The sequence below is a fragment of the Streptosporangium sp. NPDC049644 genome, assembly GCF_040675205.1.
Lineage (GTDB): Bacteria > Actinomycetota > Actinomycetes > Streptosporangiales > Streptosporangiaceae > Streptosporangium > Streptosporangium fukuiense.
The window spans coordinates 100,170-111,833 of sequence record NZ_JBFAOJ010000023.1 but is presented as its reverse complement, the minus strand read 5'-3'; the positions used below and the strand labels follow the sequence as shown (position 1 = coordinate 111,833).

Annotated in this window: 16 protein-coding genes and 4 pseudogenes; 10 read left to right on the top strand and 10 right to left on the bottom strand. The window is 67.2% G+C overall.

The window, feature by feature from the left end; genetic code table 11:
* Positions 1-46 precede the first annotated feature (46 nt).
* The 3 genes and pseudogenes from AB0J58_RS16255 to AB0J58_RS16245 all read left to right on the top strand — a co-directional run bounded on the left by AB0J58_RS16255 (position 47) and on the right by AB0J58_RS16245 (position 1,857).
* On the top strand, positions 47-682 hold the full coding sequence (locus AB0J58_RS16255) for a TetR/AcrR family transcriptional regulator (protein WP_364215902.1): 636 nt from the start codon (positions 47-49) through the stop codon (positions 680-682).
* A 220-nt stretch (positions 683-902) separates the two neighbouring features.
* A pseudogene (locus AB0J58_RS16250) lies at positions 903-1,106 on the top strand (NADPH:quinone oxidoreductase family protein); the annotation flags it as partial.
* Between the two features lie 208 nt (positions 1,107-1,314).
* Positions 1,315-1,857, top strand: a complete 543-nt coding sequence (locus AB0J58_RS16245; RefSeq protein ID WP_364215885.1) for a zinc-binding dehydrogenase — start codon at positions 1,315-1,317, stop codon at positions 1,855-1,857.
* Positions 1,858-1,942: 85 nt separating this feature from the next.
* Here AB0J58_RS16245 and AB0J58_RS16240 read toward each other — a convergent pair whose 3' ends face one another.
* Complete coding sequence (locus tag AB0J58_RS16240) at positions 1,943-2,350, bottom strand: ATP-binding protein (protein WP_364215882.1); 408 nt, start codon at positions 2,348-2,350, stop codon at positions 1,943-1,945.
* On the bottom strand, positions 2,347-2,625 hold the full coding sequence (locus tag AB0J58_RS16235) for a hypothetical protein (RefSeq protein WP_364215880.1): 279 nt from the start codon (positions 2,623-2,625) through the stop codon (positions 2,347-2,349). The genes AB0J58_RS16240 and AB0J58_RS16235 overlap by 4 nt, the downstream gene beginning before the upstream one ends.
* A 198-nt stretch (positions 2,626-2,823) precedes the next feature.
* Between AB0J58_RS16235 and AB0J58_RS16230 the strand changes: the two genes are divergently transcribed.
* Complete coding sequence (locus AB0J58_RS16230) at positions 2,824-3,681, top strand: helix-turn-helix transcriptional regulator (protein ID WP_364215877.1); 858 nt, start codon at positions 2,824-2,826, stop codon at positions 3,679-3,681.
* 23 nt (positions 3,682-3,704) lie between these two features.
* Positions 3,705-4,004, top strand: a complete 300-nt coding sequence (locus AB0J58_RS16225; protein WP_364215899.1) for a DUF397 domain-containing protein — start codon at positions 3,705-3,707, stop codon at positions 4,002-4,004.
* Positions 4,005-4,225: 221 nt separating this feature from the next.
* Here AB0J58_RS16225 and AB0J58_RS16220 read toward each other — a convergent pair whose 3' ends face one another.
* The 3 genes and pseudogenes from AB0J58_RS16220 to AB0J58_RS16210 all read right to left on the bottom strand — a co-directional run bounded on the left by AB0J58_RS16220 (position 4,226) and on the right by AB0J58_RS16210 (position 5,417).
* The gene (locus AB0J58_RS16220; RefSeq protein ID WP_364215897.1) at positions 4,226-4,723 is read right to left on the bottom strand and encodes a leucine zipper domain-containing protein; all 498 of its coding nucleotides are present in this window, start codon (positions 4,721-4,723) and stop codon (positions 4,226-4,228) included.
* Positions 4,624-5,121, bottom strand: a pseudogene (locus AB0J58_RS16215) (DUF6082 family protein); the annotation flags it as partial. The gene AB0J58_RS16220 and the pseudogene AB0J58_RS16215, both read right to left, overlap by 100 nt.
* Before the next feature lie 101 nt (positions 5,122-5,222).
* Positions 5,223-5,417: a hypothetical protein gene (locus AB0J58_RS16210; protein ID WP_364215874.1), complete on the bottom strand. Its 195-nt coding sequence runs from the start codon at positions 5,415-5,417 to the stop codon at positions 5,223-5,225.
* Positions 5,418-5,515: 98 nt separating this feature from the next.
* Between AB0J58_RS16210 and AB0J58_RS16205 the strand changes: the two are divergent.
* The 4 genes and pseudogenes from AB0J58_RS16205 to AB0J58_RS16190 form a co-directional block, all read left to right on the top strand.
* Positions 5,516-5,695 (top strand): annotated as a pseudogene (locus tag AB0J58_RS16205) (IS30 family transposase); the annotation flags it as partial.
* 37 nt (positions 5,696-5,732) lie between these two features.
* A pseudogene (locus tag AB0J58_RS16200) lies at positions 5,733-5,828 on the top strand (nuclear transport factor 2 family protein); the annotation flags it as partial.
* 198 nt (positions 5,829-6,026) lie between these two features.
* Positions 6,027-6,671 (top strand): hypothetical protein, encoded by a 645-nt coding sequence (locus AB0J58_RS16195; RefSeq protein ID WP_364215872.1) that lies wholly within the window; start codon positions 6,027-6,029, stop codon positions 6,669-6,671.
* Positions 6,668-7,039, top strand: a complete 372-nt coding sequence (locus AB0J58_RS16190; protein WP_364215869.1) for a type II toxin-antitoxin system PemK/MazF family toxin — start codon at positions 6,668-6,670, stop codon at positions 7,037-7,039. The genes AB0J58_RS16195 and AB0J58_RS16190 overlap by 4 nt, the downstream gene beginning before the upstream one ends.
* A gap of 144 nt (positions 7,040-7,183) precedes the next feature.
* Here AB0J58_RS16190 and AB0J58_RS16185 read toward each other — a convergent pair whose 3' ends face one another.
* Together AB0J58_RS16185 and AB0J58_RS16180 are read right to left on the bottom strand one after the other, a co-directional pair.
* Positions 7,184-7,834, bottom strand: a complete 651-nt coding sequence (locus AB0J58_RS16185; protein WP_364215866.1) for a 4'-phosphopantetheinyl transferase superfamily protein — start codon at positions 7,832-7,834, stop codon at positions 7,184-7,186.
* Positions 7,831-8,670 carry a metallophosphoesterase gene (locus AB0J58_RS16180; RefSeq protein ID WP_364215863.1) on the bottom strand — a complete coding sequence of 280 codons (840 nt, stop codon included), beginning with the start codon at positions 8,668-8,670 and terminating at the stop codon, positions 7,831-7,833. The genes AB0J58_RS16185 and AB0J58_RS16180 overlap by 4 nt, the downstream gene beginning before the upstream one ends.
* 377 nt (positions 8,671-9,047) lie before the next feature.
* On the opposite strand from AB0J58_RS16180, the gene AB0J58_RS16175 reads away from it, so the two are divergent.
* The gene (locus AB0J58_RS16175) at positions 9,048-9,464 is read left to right on the top strand and encodes a CBS domain-containing protein (protein WP_364215860.1); all 417 of its coding nucleotides are present in this window, start codon (positions 9,048-9,050) and stop codon (positions 9,462-9,464) included.
* Between the two features lie 140 nt (positions 9,465-9,604).
* Here AB0J58_RS16175 and AB0J58_RS16170 read toward each other — a convergent pair whose 3' ends face one another.
* The 3 genes from AB0J58_RS16170 to AB0J58_RS16160 form a co-directional block, all read right to left on the bottom strand.
* Complete coding sequence (locus AB0J58_RS16170; protein WP_364215857.1) at positions 9,605-10,279, bottom strand: DUF6766 family protein; 675 nt, start codon at positions 10,277-10,279, stop codon at positions 9,605-9,607.
* Positions 10,280-10,374: 95 nt separating this feature from the next.
* Positions 10,375-10,764, bottom strand: a complete 390-nt coding sequence (locus tag AB0J58_RS16165) for a hypothetical protein (protein ID WP_364215855.1) — start codon at positions 10,762-10,764, stop codon at positions 10,375-10,377.
* A gap of 238 nt (positions 10,765-11,002) precedes the next feature.
* Positions 11,003-11,587, bottom strand: coding sequence for a hemerythrin domain-containing protein (locus tag AB0J58_RS16160; RefSeq protein ID WP_364215852.1), 585 nt, complete (start codon positions 11,585-11,587; stop codon positions 11,003-11,005).
* Between the last annotated feature and the right edge of the window lie 77 nt (positions 11,588-11,664).

Genomic DNA, 11,664 nt, shown 5'->3' with positions numbered 1-11,664 from the left:
CTGAGCGGGACGCGGCGTCCTCCACCAGCGCCCGCCTCAGGTCCTCCTGGGTGACGAAACGGCGCACCTCCATCCCCAGACAGCGCGCGGCCAGCGCACCCGAGCCGCCCTCATCGCGGCCGCCCGCACCGTCTTCGAGCGCGACGGGTACGTCGACTCGCGGCTGGTGGACATCGCTGCCGAGGCCAAATGCTCGATCGGCAGCTTCTACACCTGGTTCGACAGCAAGGATGAGGTCTTCGCCGCGGTCCTACACGAAGCGCAGAGCGACATGCTCCACCCAGGCACTGGGCGCATCGAGGCCACGGACGACCCCGTGGCGATCATCGCGGCGAGCAACCGAGCCTACTTCGAGGCCTACCGGCGCAATGCGCGTCTCAATCTCCTCCTCCAGCAGGTGGCCGCGGTCGATCCCCGCTTCCGGGAGATGCGCCGAGCCCGGTCCGCCGCCTTCGTCAACCGCAACGCCCGGGCGATCTCCGACCTGCAGCAGCGCGGCCTGGCCGACCGGGGTGTCGAGGCGTCGATGGCCGCCAAGGCACTCTCGGGCATGGTCGCCCGGCTAGCCCACGATGTCTTCGCCTTCGAAGGCGGAGACCATGTCGACGAACTCGTCGAGACCGCCACCCGGCTGTGGACCAATGCCCTCGGCCTCACGACGCCCGAGCTGCGGGTCGACTGAGCTGCCTTCGTCCACCCGGGTCATCCCTCAGGTCGGCGCCCTGGGCATGCCCGGCATGACGGAGTCGCCGGTGCCCCGGACAAGGTCGCTTGGCTCGTGATCTCACCAGTTCTGCACCGCGAGCTTCGAGGCTCAGCCGCGGCCCTTCGAGGCGCTTGCCTCGCAAGCTCCTCGGCAACCGCTTCCCGCACCTCAGCCAGCGTCCAACGAGAGATTTCCCATGCGCGCCATCCACATCTCCTCCCTCGACGGACCCGAGGCCGTCGAGGTCGTCGACCTGCCCGACCCGAGCAACGACGAGCTCGTGACCATCGATGTCAAGGCGGCCGGGGTCGCCTTCCCCGAGCTGCTGCAGACCCGGGGGCTCTACCAGCTCAGGTCTGACCTTCCCTTCGTCCCGGGAGCCGAGGTCGCGGGCGTGGTCCGGTCGGCTCCCCAGGGGAGCGGTCTGGCCGGCGGTGACCGGGTCGCCGCGCCCACCCTTCTCGGCGGCTTCGCCGAGAAGGCTCTCGCCCGGCCGGACCTCACCTTCGTCCTGCCCGACGAGGTGAGCTTCGAGGAAGGCGCATCCTTCACCTTCAACTACGCGACTGTCTACTTCGCCCTCATCGAGCGCGGCCACCTGGCCCCGGGTGAGACCGTGCACGTCCACGGTGCCGCCGGCGGCACCGTGGACCGCGGCCATCCAGGTGGCCAAGGCATTCGGTGCCGGCAAGGTCATCGCGGTCGTCTCCACCGAGGCGAAGGGAGAAGTCGCGCATGCCGCCGGGGCCGACGAGGTGGTCATGGCGGAAGGCTTCCTCGATACGGTCCGCAAGTCCGCCGTGGACATCGTCGTCGACCCCGTCGGCGGTGACCGCTTCACCGATTCCCTGCGGGCGCTCAGGGAGCACGGCCGGCTGCTCGTCATCGGCTTCACCGCCGGGCAGATCCCCGAGGTCAAGGTCAACCGACTGCTGCTCAACAACATCTCCGTCGTCGGCGTCGGCTGGGGGGCGTACGCCATGCCCCGCCCGGGCCATGTCGGCAAGGAGTGGGAGGCCATGTTGCCGCACCTGCGCAGCGGCGCGCTGCGGCCCGTCGTCGGGGCCACCCATCCGCTCGAGGACGCGGCGACCGCACTGACCTCCCTCGAGGGGCGGGCTGTCACCGGCAAAGTCCTGCTCGTCCCGTGACCGCGGGCCCCCTCGTCGAGCAACTTCTTCAGCTGTCCGCGGTGCGTCCGTCGTGTCGTCGGGGGGGGGGTGACCTTCGCAGCGGTCAGTTTCCGGCGAGCTGGAACCAGACCACCCGACCGGTCGGGGTCTCGTACCAGCCCCAGGCGGTGGACAGTTCCTGGACCAGCCAGAGGCCGCGTCCGCCGCCGCTGTCGGGGTCGACGTCCGGGCAGATCCGAGGCACCTGTCCGGTTGATCCGGCGTCGATGACGTCGATGTGGAGCGTTCCATCATGGTTCGCGACGGTGACGGAGATTCGGCCGTCGGGGTGGCGGCCGGAGTCGGAGTGGCGTACCGCGTTGGTGAAGAGTTCGCTGACCAGCAGCAGTGCGTCGTCGGTCTGCTTGTGGTCGATGCGGTCCAGCAGGTCGCGGACGTAGCGGCGGGCCAGGGGGACGGACTCCACCTCGGCCGGAAGGTCGGCCCGCCCCAGCGGCTCCGGCGTCCTCATCGCGTCACCTCCAGGAGTCGCTCCGCCGCCATCCGCATCCTGCTCCGGCCCTGCCGGTCGCGGTTCGCTCGGGCGGAGGTCCGCTCCCAGGTGAACACCGAGGTACGGCCCCGCTGCGCGGTGGCGACCCTCGACCGTCCCGGCGGTACGAAGATCTCCACACTCGGCCGACGGCCGGGCGAGAGCCTGACCACGGAGTCGAACCCGAGATCGTTCAACTCCCAGGCCAACTCCAGCAACTCACCGCCCCACCCTTGAAGATCACGAACCCTCATCGCCTCACCCCTCCGTCGATCTTGAAGTGGTCCACCAGAGGTTCCCTGTTGCACTCCATGAGCAACTGATTACTCTGTGTGCTCAGTTTGCATGACCAATGCTCTACCGGCAATAAGAATCGAAATGAACATCGTGCATGTTGATGGGTCAAGATCACTTTGACAGACTGCAGTGAGTCAATTATGGAAGGGAGTGGCATGGGTGTTCAGCGGAGCCCATCGGTTCGCAGACGTCGTCTCGCAGCCGAGTTGCAGCGTCTCCGCAAGGACGCGGGACTGACGCGAGATCAGGTTGCCGAGCACGCGGGATGTTCGCCCGTCACCATCACGCGGATCGAATCGGCCACGAGCGCTGCCACGGTTGCCCTTGTGGTCATGATGCTTGAGCTCTACAAGGTCACCGATGCACGTCGGGAAGCGCTTACGCAACTTGCCCGCGACGCGCGCAAACGCGGCTGGTGGTACAAGGTGTCCGAGGCGATCCCGGAGTGGGTCCAGAGTTACGTGGGGTTGGAAGAAGAGGCGGCGACCTTCCAGGAATATCAGTCGGAGTTCGTACCCGGTCTCCTCCAGACCGGAGACTATGCGCGAGCTGTCATAAGATCCGCGCCTGTGGTGCCACCGGACGAGGAACTGGAGCGGCGCCTCTCGATCCGGATGAAGCGACAGGAACGGGTGTTGGAGCGGTCGGATCCACCCACGATGTGGTTCATCCTCAACGAGGCGGTTATCCGTCGGTCAGTTGGAGGAACGAAGGCGATGCGGGACCAGCTCCAGCGGCTCATCCATCTTTCGGAGACGAACCACATCACGATCCAGATTCTGCCTTTTGCCGCGGGTGTTCACCCTGCGATGGATGGCGGATTCACTATTCTGAGTTTTCCTAAACCGTCCGATCCGGACACCGTGTACGTTGAATACTGGCAGGGAAGCGTATATTTGGAGGATCCACCGGAAATAGACGCGTACGTCCTACTCTTCGATCATCTGCGCGCACGAGCCCTCGGGCCGGACCAGACCCGCAGCTTGATCGCGCAGGTCGTGCAGGAAACATGAATGGACGGAGAAGTACCTTCATGATGGATCTTTCCCAGGTGATCTGGCGTAAGTCCAGTAGGAGCAACGCGAACGGTGGCCAGTGCGTCGAGGTAGGTGTCTGGCGCAAGAGCAGCCGTAGCGGCAACGGCCCTGACTGCGTCGAGGTTGCCCTCGCCGACACCCTCCAGGGGGAAACTGAGCCCGGCCCGGACACCGATCGGCTCGTCCTGGTCCGTGACTCCAAGGACCCCGAGGGACCGGTACTGGCCTTCGCCCCCGCCGAGTGGGACACCTTCATCACCGGCATCAAGCGCGGTTCCCTCGCGAACCTGGCCGTCTGACAGCCCGCCTGCCGTAACGGTTGTGGAGGTGGCGGCGACCGTTGAGGCATTGTCGGCTGCACCGCTGCTGAGAAGAGTGCCGCTCCTGAGAGGGGGCAGCACTGTCTTCTGGTTGAGCGGCGGGTAGATGCGCAGCACGCGCAGGCGGGTGCAGTCGTCGATCGCGGTGAACCGGTAGTACTTGTTGCGGCCGGTGACGCCGACGATCAGTTCGATGAACTTCACGCCGATCTGCACGCGGTGGCCGGGCAGCTGCTTCTCGTAGCGCTTCCACCGCTTGTCGTAGCGCTTGTAGCGCTGGGAGGCCGGAAGTCAGCCCGTGTCCAGGCGTTTGAAGATCCGCTGGACGCCGGAGCGGCTGATTGACATCGTGGTGGCGGGCCAGGTATAAGGCGATTTTCTCGGGCCGAGATAGTAGCTTTCCGCAGGCGGATGATCCTCCCGGCGACCTTGGCGTGGGTAGCGTTCGGGCTGGTTCTGGGTCGCTTGGACCGGGTGCGCGGGTCCTCGATATCTTCGGCCAAATAGCGGCGGTACCAGATGTAGTACGCCTGCCGGCTGATCCCGAGGGCCTGCCGCGTAGCCCGGCGGCAGGGTGGGGTGTCGTCTCGTGGGGCGGTGCGGGAATCTTGCGGTAGACCTCGTCGAGGATCCGGTTGAAGTGTCGTTCTCGTCGAGTTCCGGCGCTCAGCAGTCGTCTCTGCCTGGCGTCGGCCCAGAACCTCCAGCCGATGGGTCCCGACAGGACGACGCCGGCGACCGACCGCAGCTGTGTCTCGGTGATGGAGCGGAGCTCCCACATCATCAGCCAGTGGTTGACGTACATGTGCGCGCGTTGCTTGTCGGTGTTCTCGGAGGTAAAGAACGCGCCCCAGCAGGCCCGGTACACCGGGTCCTCCATGGCCATCCGCATCAGGTCGGTGTGTAGTGCGCGCAGTGTCTGCTCGCGGCTGGCCTTGGCCTCGCGGGCCTGGAGGATCAGCGACAGCGCCACACCGGTCAACGCGAACACGGCGAGTACGGCGGATGCGGCGCCGTAGGTCTGGCCGATGTCGCTCAGCTTGCTCCAGTCGGTGGTCTGGTCGTTCAGAGGTGCGAGAAAGAAGGGGGAGATCACCACGAACCCGAGCAGCGCGAGGATCACCAGGAAGAGCAGTGCGAGAGTGAGGAAGCGGCGCCCGGCTCCGGCCGGGCCGTTGAGCAGGCGCCTGCTCCGCACTACCGGAGCTCTCGGTCGGCGGTCGGTAACGGGGGAGGAAGTGCGGCCTGGTCGTTGTCCAGGAAGGTCAGCAGGTCCTCGGCGCGGGAGTAGAGGTCTTCGACGTCGCGGCGGCAGGAGGTGATCAATCCGGGGTCCAGGATCTTGCGGGCGCCGCTGAGGGGGCCGGTGTCGTCGTAGCGGACCTCGTACATCTTAGATTCAAACGATCAACGCAACACTGCTCGTGGATGGGTGGATCGTGGCTCGGATGGGTCGGCCGGGGATGTCGGACGCGATGAAAGAAGACCTGTGGCGGCGGGGCACGAACGAGAACACGAACAAACTGATCCGGCAATACCTGCCGAAAGGCACCGATCTGAGCATGCACAGCCAAGCCGACCTTGATGCCCTGGCCGCCCGACTGAACAACCGTCCCCGCAAGTGCCTCGGCTACCGAACCCCAGCCCAATGTGTTGCCTTGACTCTTTGAATCTAAGCAGGGTGAACTCCCCGACGGCCGCACTTTCGACAGTTGGTCGCGCGGAACTCGAGTGTTCGAACGAAGAAACGGAACCTGGCTGCTGATCCACCAGCACCTCTCCGTCCCGCACGACCCAGGGTGACGGCGCCCGCAACTCCTGGAATCCGGCCGCACCGCCGACTGGCCTTTCCCGTGATCCGCTGACATTGCCGTAGCCGAGTGTAATGATGGCCTCACGTACTGCCATTGACTCGCCTCGGTGGCGAGTGAACGCCGGTAAGGGCCGAAAACGACTGATAGGAGTAGCGTGGCACTGGGACAGATCAGGGGAGGAGCGGTGATGAGCAGGTCTCTTGAGTCGCCCAACCCCCTGGCCAGTTCGGTTCTCGCGATGCTGAAGGTGGCTCGTGAGCTGGATGTCGAGCTCACTCCGGAGACGCTGGCGAAGCTCCTCTATCTCGCAGACCTGGATGCCATCGAGTTGGGGCGGACGCAGTTCAGCGGGGCCACCTGGCGATGGGACGACTCCGGTCCCTACGATCACGCGCTGACGCGGGCCGAGGACTGGGTGGTGGAGAGCGAGCTGGTGGAGCGGAGAGAGACGCCACACGCCGATCGCGATTCGTACGTGCTCACCGTGACCGTCGACATCGAGGATCCGCTGAACGTGGCGGACATGGAGTGCGTCCGGAATGTGGTGCGCCTCCACGGCGGTAGGAGCGTGACCGGCCTGGAAGAGCTGTCCGCCGAGACCGCGCCAGTGATCGAGGCCCAGGTGGCGGGGGATCGGGGAGTGCTACTCGATCTCAACCGGGCACGGCGCCGTCAGCAGGTGAGGGCGCGTCTTGAGCGGTTCCGATCGCGGCGTGCGGCCCGGCCTCCGGTGGAGGACTCTCCCGGAGTGGATGACGCGCTCAGGGCGGAGTTCTTGGAGATGAGAGCCGGTCTCCGGCGAGTCAACGCGAAGATGCTGGATGATCGATGAAGGGATCCATCCGCAAGGGTGGCGTCTACCTCGTCTCCGACCGGTCGCTTACGATGCCCCCCAACGATCAGCGCAACTACCACCTCAAACGGCCGGTGATCATTCTCAGCGGCGACGCGAAGAACGAGCAGGCCACCTGGTCTCTGGTCTACGTCGTCCCCACGTCGACGTCGACCACGCTCAGGACCGAATACTGCGTCAAACTCGCCCAAGGCGCCGGCAACCTACCGAGTAAATGCTGGGCGAGGACGATCTGTGCACAGCCCTTCCTCAAGGAGGAACTCGGCGACTACCTCGGGCAACTGTCTCCCCAGGCCCTCCTCCTGATCGAGGAGAACTTGTTCGCCTATCTGGGCAGTACCGACTGAGATCGCGGGCTTTCCAAGCCTGCCCCGATCTCGGCGTTGGCCGGATTCCCCACCTGGATGTTCCTCGACGAGGACGCCCGATCGCTGTCCGTGGAACGGCAGGACCAGGCCCGGGCCGCGGCCGAAAGCTTGCGATCGGCATGGTCAGGGCGCGGGCCGGTCCGGTACGGCGATGGAGGTGACCACCAGGCCGTCGGCCACCAGCCAGCGGCCGGTGAAGCCGGTCAGTTCCCTGCCCGCCACCGAGGGGCCGGGGACGAGCAGGCGGGCGGTGAACGTACCGGACGGGTCGAAGACGAGGTGGGCCTCCTCGAAGCCGAGCCAGCGCCTGGCCAGCGGGAACCACGCCTTGTAGACGCTCTCCTTGGCGCTGAACAGCAGCCGGTCCCAGTGCACGCCGCCGTCGAGCCGCGCGATCGCCGCCCGCTCCGCCTCCAGGGAGACCGCGTCCAGGACGCCGTCGGGCAGCGGTTCGTGGGGTTCGGCGTCGATGCCGACGGTCAGCGCGTCACGGGAGACGGCGGCAGCGCGGTACCCGGCGCAGTGGGTGATGGCGCCCACCACCCCGCCGGGCCAGCCGGGGGCACCGCGCTCGCCGGGCAGGATCGGCGCCGGCGGCAGCCCGAGATGGGCCAAGGCCTGGCGGGCACAGTGGCGGGCGGTGGTGAACTCGCGCCGCCGCTTGTCCACCGCGCGGGCGATGACCGCCTCCTCCTCGGGGAACAGCGTCACGCCCGGCGGGTCGTCGAAGGACTCCGCGCTCGCCACCCACGGCGGCAGGATCTTCTCGATCATGCGACGGGCTGCGGGCTGGGCAGGATGTGCCGCAGCTGGCCGGGCTTGGCGGAGCGGGGACGCCATTCGCGTGGATAGCCCAACGAGACCTCCTCGAAGCGGACCCCGTCGTGCCAGGTGGTCCGGGGGATGTGCAGGTGACCGTAGACGACGGTGGCGGCGTCGAAGCGCAGGTGCCAGTCGGCGGTGCGCTCGGTGCCGCACCAGATCGCGAACTCCGGGTGGCGCAGGATCAGGGTGGGCTCGCGCACCAGTGGATAGTGGTTGACCAGCACCGTCGGCACGCCGGGCGGCCTGGCGGAAAGGCGCCGCTCGGTCTCGGCGATCCTGGCCTCGCACCACGCGTCCCTGGTCGGGTACGGATCGGGGTGGAGCAGCATCTCGTCGGTGCAGACCACGCCCTTGTCGTACGCGCGGGCCAGCGCCTCCTCCTTCGTCGCCAAGCCGGGCATCCGGAAGGTGTAGTCGTACAGCACGAACAGCGGGGCGACGGCGATCGGGCCATCGGGGCCGTTCCAGATCGGGTACGGGTCCTCGGGCGTGACCACCCCCAGGTTCCGGCACACCTCGACCAGGTGCCGGTAGCGCTCCTCGCCACGCAGCTGGACGGGGTCGCTGGGATGGGTCCACAGCTCGTGGTTGCCGGGCGCCCAGACCACCTTCTCGAACCGGTCGGCGAGCAGTCCCAGGGCCCACGCGACGTCGGAGACCTTCTCCGAGACGTCTCCGGCGACCAGCAGCCAGTCAGAGTCGGAGGTGGGCCGCAATGCCTCGACGATGCGCCGGTTCTCCTGGTAACCGATGTGCAGGTCGCTGATGGCCAGCAGTGACGTCATGCGTGGCCCGTCCCGCGCGAACCGGCGCATCCCGGCACCAGGCCTGTCATGGATGAGCCGGTGGCCGTCGCGGACCGGCCGCCGATCGGCCTCGGGGGCGCCCCCCGTGTTTCCTCGTTCACAAACACCGTCGCCTCCGTCCCGCCCGCTCCCCGGGCGCGGTCACGAATCTGTGATCGCTGAGCAAGGGAACCTTCTCACGATCGTGCCCGGACGCGCACTCCGCCCTGCCGCGGCACACTGCGCCGTCTTCCAGGGGATTCTTTCCATTTTCTTGTCGAGTGCGTTTATTTGATGGTGTTTGTCCAGTAAGGGGGCGGGTAAGGCGGCAAGGGTCCATTCATTCAACGCCTCATCAACCATCGAGGGGAGTGCAGATGTCGACCGCACGAGAGATCATGACCCCGGAGGCCGAGTGTGTGAACGCCGAGGAGACGGTCCAGGACGCCGCCGAGAAGATGGCCCGCCTGGACGTCGGCGCCCTGCCCATCTGCGGTACCGACGACCGGCTCAAAGGTATGATCACCGACCGTGACATCGTGGTCAAGGTGCTGGCACAGGGCAAGGAGCCCAGGTCGTGCAAGGCCGGCGAACTGGCCCAGGGCGAGGCCGTCACCATCGGTGCCGACGACGACGCCCGGGAGATACTCAACACGATGGCCTCCCACAAGGTCCGCCGGCTTCCGGTGATCGACGGACACCGGCTGGTCGGGATGGTGGCCCTGGCCGACGTCGCCCAGGCCCTGCCCGACGCGTCCGTCGGTGACCTGGTCAGCACGCTGACCACCGACTGAACCCGGTGACGGCTCCGAGGTGCCTTTCTGGCCGCCCCCGGCGATGTCACCGTCACCGGGGTGGGCGAGGACAGGGAATCGCGCGACAGGTCCGTTCCGGAGCCGGAGCGGCGGGCGGTGACATGTGCTGGGGCGGGCTTTCAACCCCCCGTGCCGGTCGTGTCGTGCGAGGCGCCGACGGGTTTCGACTCAGGTGATCCGCGCTGGCGCAGATAGACCGAGAACACGACCATCGACAGCACGGCGAGCAACTCCGACTGCCAGTTCTGCAGACTGCGATTCCAGAAGTCGGCTGAGACCACGTAGCCCGCCCAGCTCACCGGATCCTGCAACTGGGCGAGTTGCCGCTCGTTGTAGGCGGCGTTGCCCGCGACGGACTGGCCCAGCCAGGACAGTACGAAGATCACCCCCATCAGCAGGCCGAGGGAGTTGCCGTACAGCGTCTGCCGCAGTCCGGTCGCCTTGGCCCAGCCGGGACTGCCGGGCAGGGCGTGTCGTCCGATCCTCTGCTCGGCGTCGCCTTCCCGGCCCTCCTCGCCGGGCTTCTTCGACTCCGGCGAGCCTCGTTGCACCAGCCAGACCGTGACGAGGATGAACAGCAGGAACTGCAGGTACTCGGACTGCCAGTTCTCGGCGACGTCCACGGCGAAGTCGGAGGAGGTGACGTAGGTCGGCCAGGAGATCGGCGCGCTCCCCTCGCTGAGCCGCCGGGCGTTGACGTCCGCGTTGCCCGCGACGGACTGCCCGGCCAGCGCCAGCAGGAATGCGATCAGGAAGAACAGACTCAGCGAGTTGTCCCTGATGAAACGTCTCATGCGCCTTCCCCTAGCGGTGCAGCAGGCCGATGACGAGGAAACAGATCAGGCCGACCGTGATGACGGCGACGGTCGTGACGAACATGGCGCGCACCTCAGGACTCCACTTCGCACCTGTAGGGCCTTTCGCCGCGGGGACGGCAGCCCGCACCGCGTACCAGCCACCCCTGGGGGAAGTGGTGCAGGAAGACCGTGTCCCCGGTGAGCCGGACCTGGGCCTCGTCACCCCAGATCTGGGCGTCGCGCGTCCGGCCGCCGGGCAGGTCGAGGCCGAGGACGGCCGTGGCGCAGGTCTGGCCGCCGGTGCTCAGGCTCTCCGCCGCCTCCGGTGTCAGCAGTGAGCACGCCCGCTGCCCCTGACCGCTCTCCACTGCGAGGTAGAAACGCCGGGCGGCCTGCTCGGCGGGCGCGGTGGCCGTCGCCGTGCAGCCGGTCAGGCATGCCACCAGTGTCGGCACGGCCATCATCGTGCTCCGAACCTTCATCTGTCCCGTCTACCCCGCGTGATCGGGACTATCGCGTTCTCCGCGAAACGTTCCGGGCGCATCCGCTGATTTCGGCGAGCAGGAGGTCCCGGTCCGCCGGGAAGCGGCCGAGACCGTAGCGGGTCAGGGCGGCGACGCGGGTGGAGGGAGGTGGCGGTGATGGTCCCGCCCGGGGGCCGCACTGCGAGACGAGACGAGGGTACGGACTCCCTCCACGGCCGGAGATCGTGGTCCTGGCTCAGGGTTGCTTGCCCATGGCCTGGCGGATCACGTCGCGGGCCCGGTCCATCATCGCGATCGGAGTGCCGACGAGCACGTTCTTGACAGCGCCTTCCGTACCCGGGTGGGGATGGGTGGGAGCCAGGGCCTCGGCCGCCTTGACACCGACCGCCAGGCCGCGTCGCTCGATCTGGCTGGTGTGGGCGCGCAGCTGCGTGAACTCGTGGCGTTCCTCGTTGTGGGCGTGTGCGGTCACCATGGCCCGGAGCGCGGCCAGGTTCTCCATGAAGCCGGCGGCTTCGACGCCGGCCCGATCCATCTTCATGAGCAGTTGCTTGGCCCGGTTCTCCTCCTGCAGGCGGTCGTCCACGACCGCGTCCCCGCCGTCGAGTCTGAGGCGGGCGTAGGGATGAACGATCTCCTCCTCAGCGGTCTCGTGGACGGCCAGCAGCCGGACCAGGCGGGTGAAGGACTCCGCCCGCTGTTCACCGGAGGCGTGCTCCACCTCGTCGAAAAGCTTCTGGATCCGCGCGTGCTGAGCCACCAGCAAATCGACGACGTCGGTCTCGTCCATCGTCTCGGGCATCGTGTCGTGCTTGGCCATGCCACTCTCCCCTCAGGTAGGCCGATGCCTACCCTCGGTGATCGGGGCCACGCGCGCTTGCCCGGAGCCTTACCAAC

Coding starts and splice junctions, on each gene's coding strand:
- AB0J58_RS16160 (WP_364215852.1), bottom strand. CDS start 11,587: ATGGCCAAGCACGACACGATGCCCGAGACGATGGACGAGACCGACGTC.
- AB0J58_RS16240 (WP_364215882.1), bottom strand. CDS start 2,350: ATGAGGACGCCGGAGCCGCTGGGGCGGGCCGACCTTCCGGCCGAGGTG.
- AB0J58_RS16210 (WP_364215874.1), bottom strand. CDS start 5,417: ATGTACGAGGTCCGCTACGACGACACCGGCCCCCTCAGCGGCGCCCGC.
- AB0J58_RS16180 (WP_364215863.1), bottom strand. CDS start 8,670: ATGACGTCACTGCTGGCCATCAGCGACCTGCACATCGGTTACCAGGAG.
- AB0J58_RS16185 (WP_364215866.1), bottom strand. CDS start 7,834: ATGATCGAGAAGATCCTGCCGCCGTGGGTGGCGAGCGCGGAGTCCTTC.
- AB0J58_RS16225 (WP_364215899.1), top strand. CDS start 3,705: ATGGATCTTTCCCAGGTGATCTGGCGTAAGTCCAGTAGGAGCAACGCG.
- AB0J58_RS16195 (WP_364215872.1), top strand. CDS start 6,027: ATGAGCAGGTCTCTTGAGTCGCCCAACCCCCTGGCCAGTTCGGTTCTC.
- AB0J58_RS16235 (WP_364215880.1), bottom strand. CDS start 2,625: ATGAGGGTTCGTGATCTTCAAGGGTGGGGCGGTGAGTTGCTGGAGTTG.
- AB0J58_RS16165 (WP_364215855.1), bottom strand. CDS start 10,764: ATGAAGGTTCGGAGCACGATGATGGCCGTGCCGACACTGGTGGCATGC.
- AB0J58_RS16230 (WP_364215877.1), top strand. CDS start 2,824: ATGGGTGTTCAGCGGAGCCCATCGGTTCGCAGACGTCGTCTCGCAGCC.
- AB0J58_RS16175 (WP_364215860.1), top strand. CDS start 9,048: ATGTCGACCGCACGAGAGATCATGACCCCGGAGGCCGAGTGTGTGAAC.
- AB0J58_RS16170 (WP_364215857.1), bottom strand. CDS start 10,279: ATGAGACGTTTCATCAGGGACAACTCGCTGAGTCTGTTCTTCCTGATC.
- AB0J58_RS16190 (WP_364215869.1), top strand. CDS start 6,668: ATGAAGGGATCCATCCGCAAGGGTGGCGTCTACCTCGTCTCCGACCGG.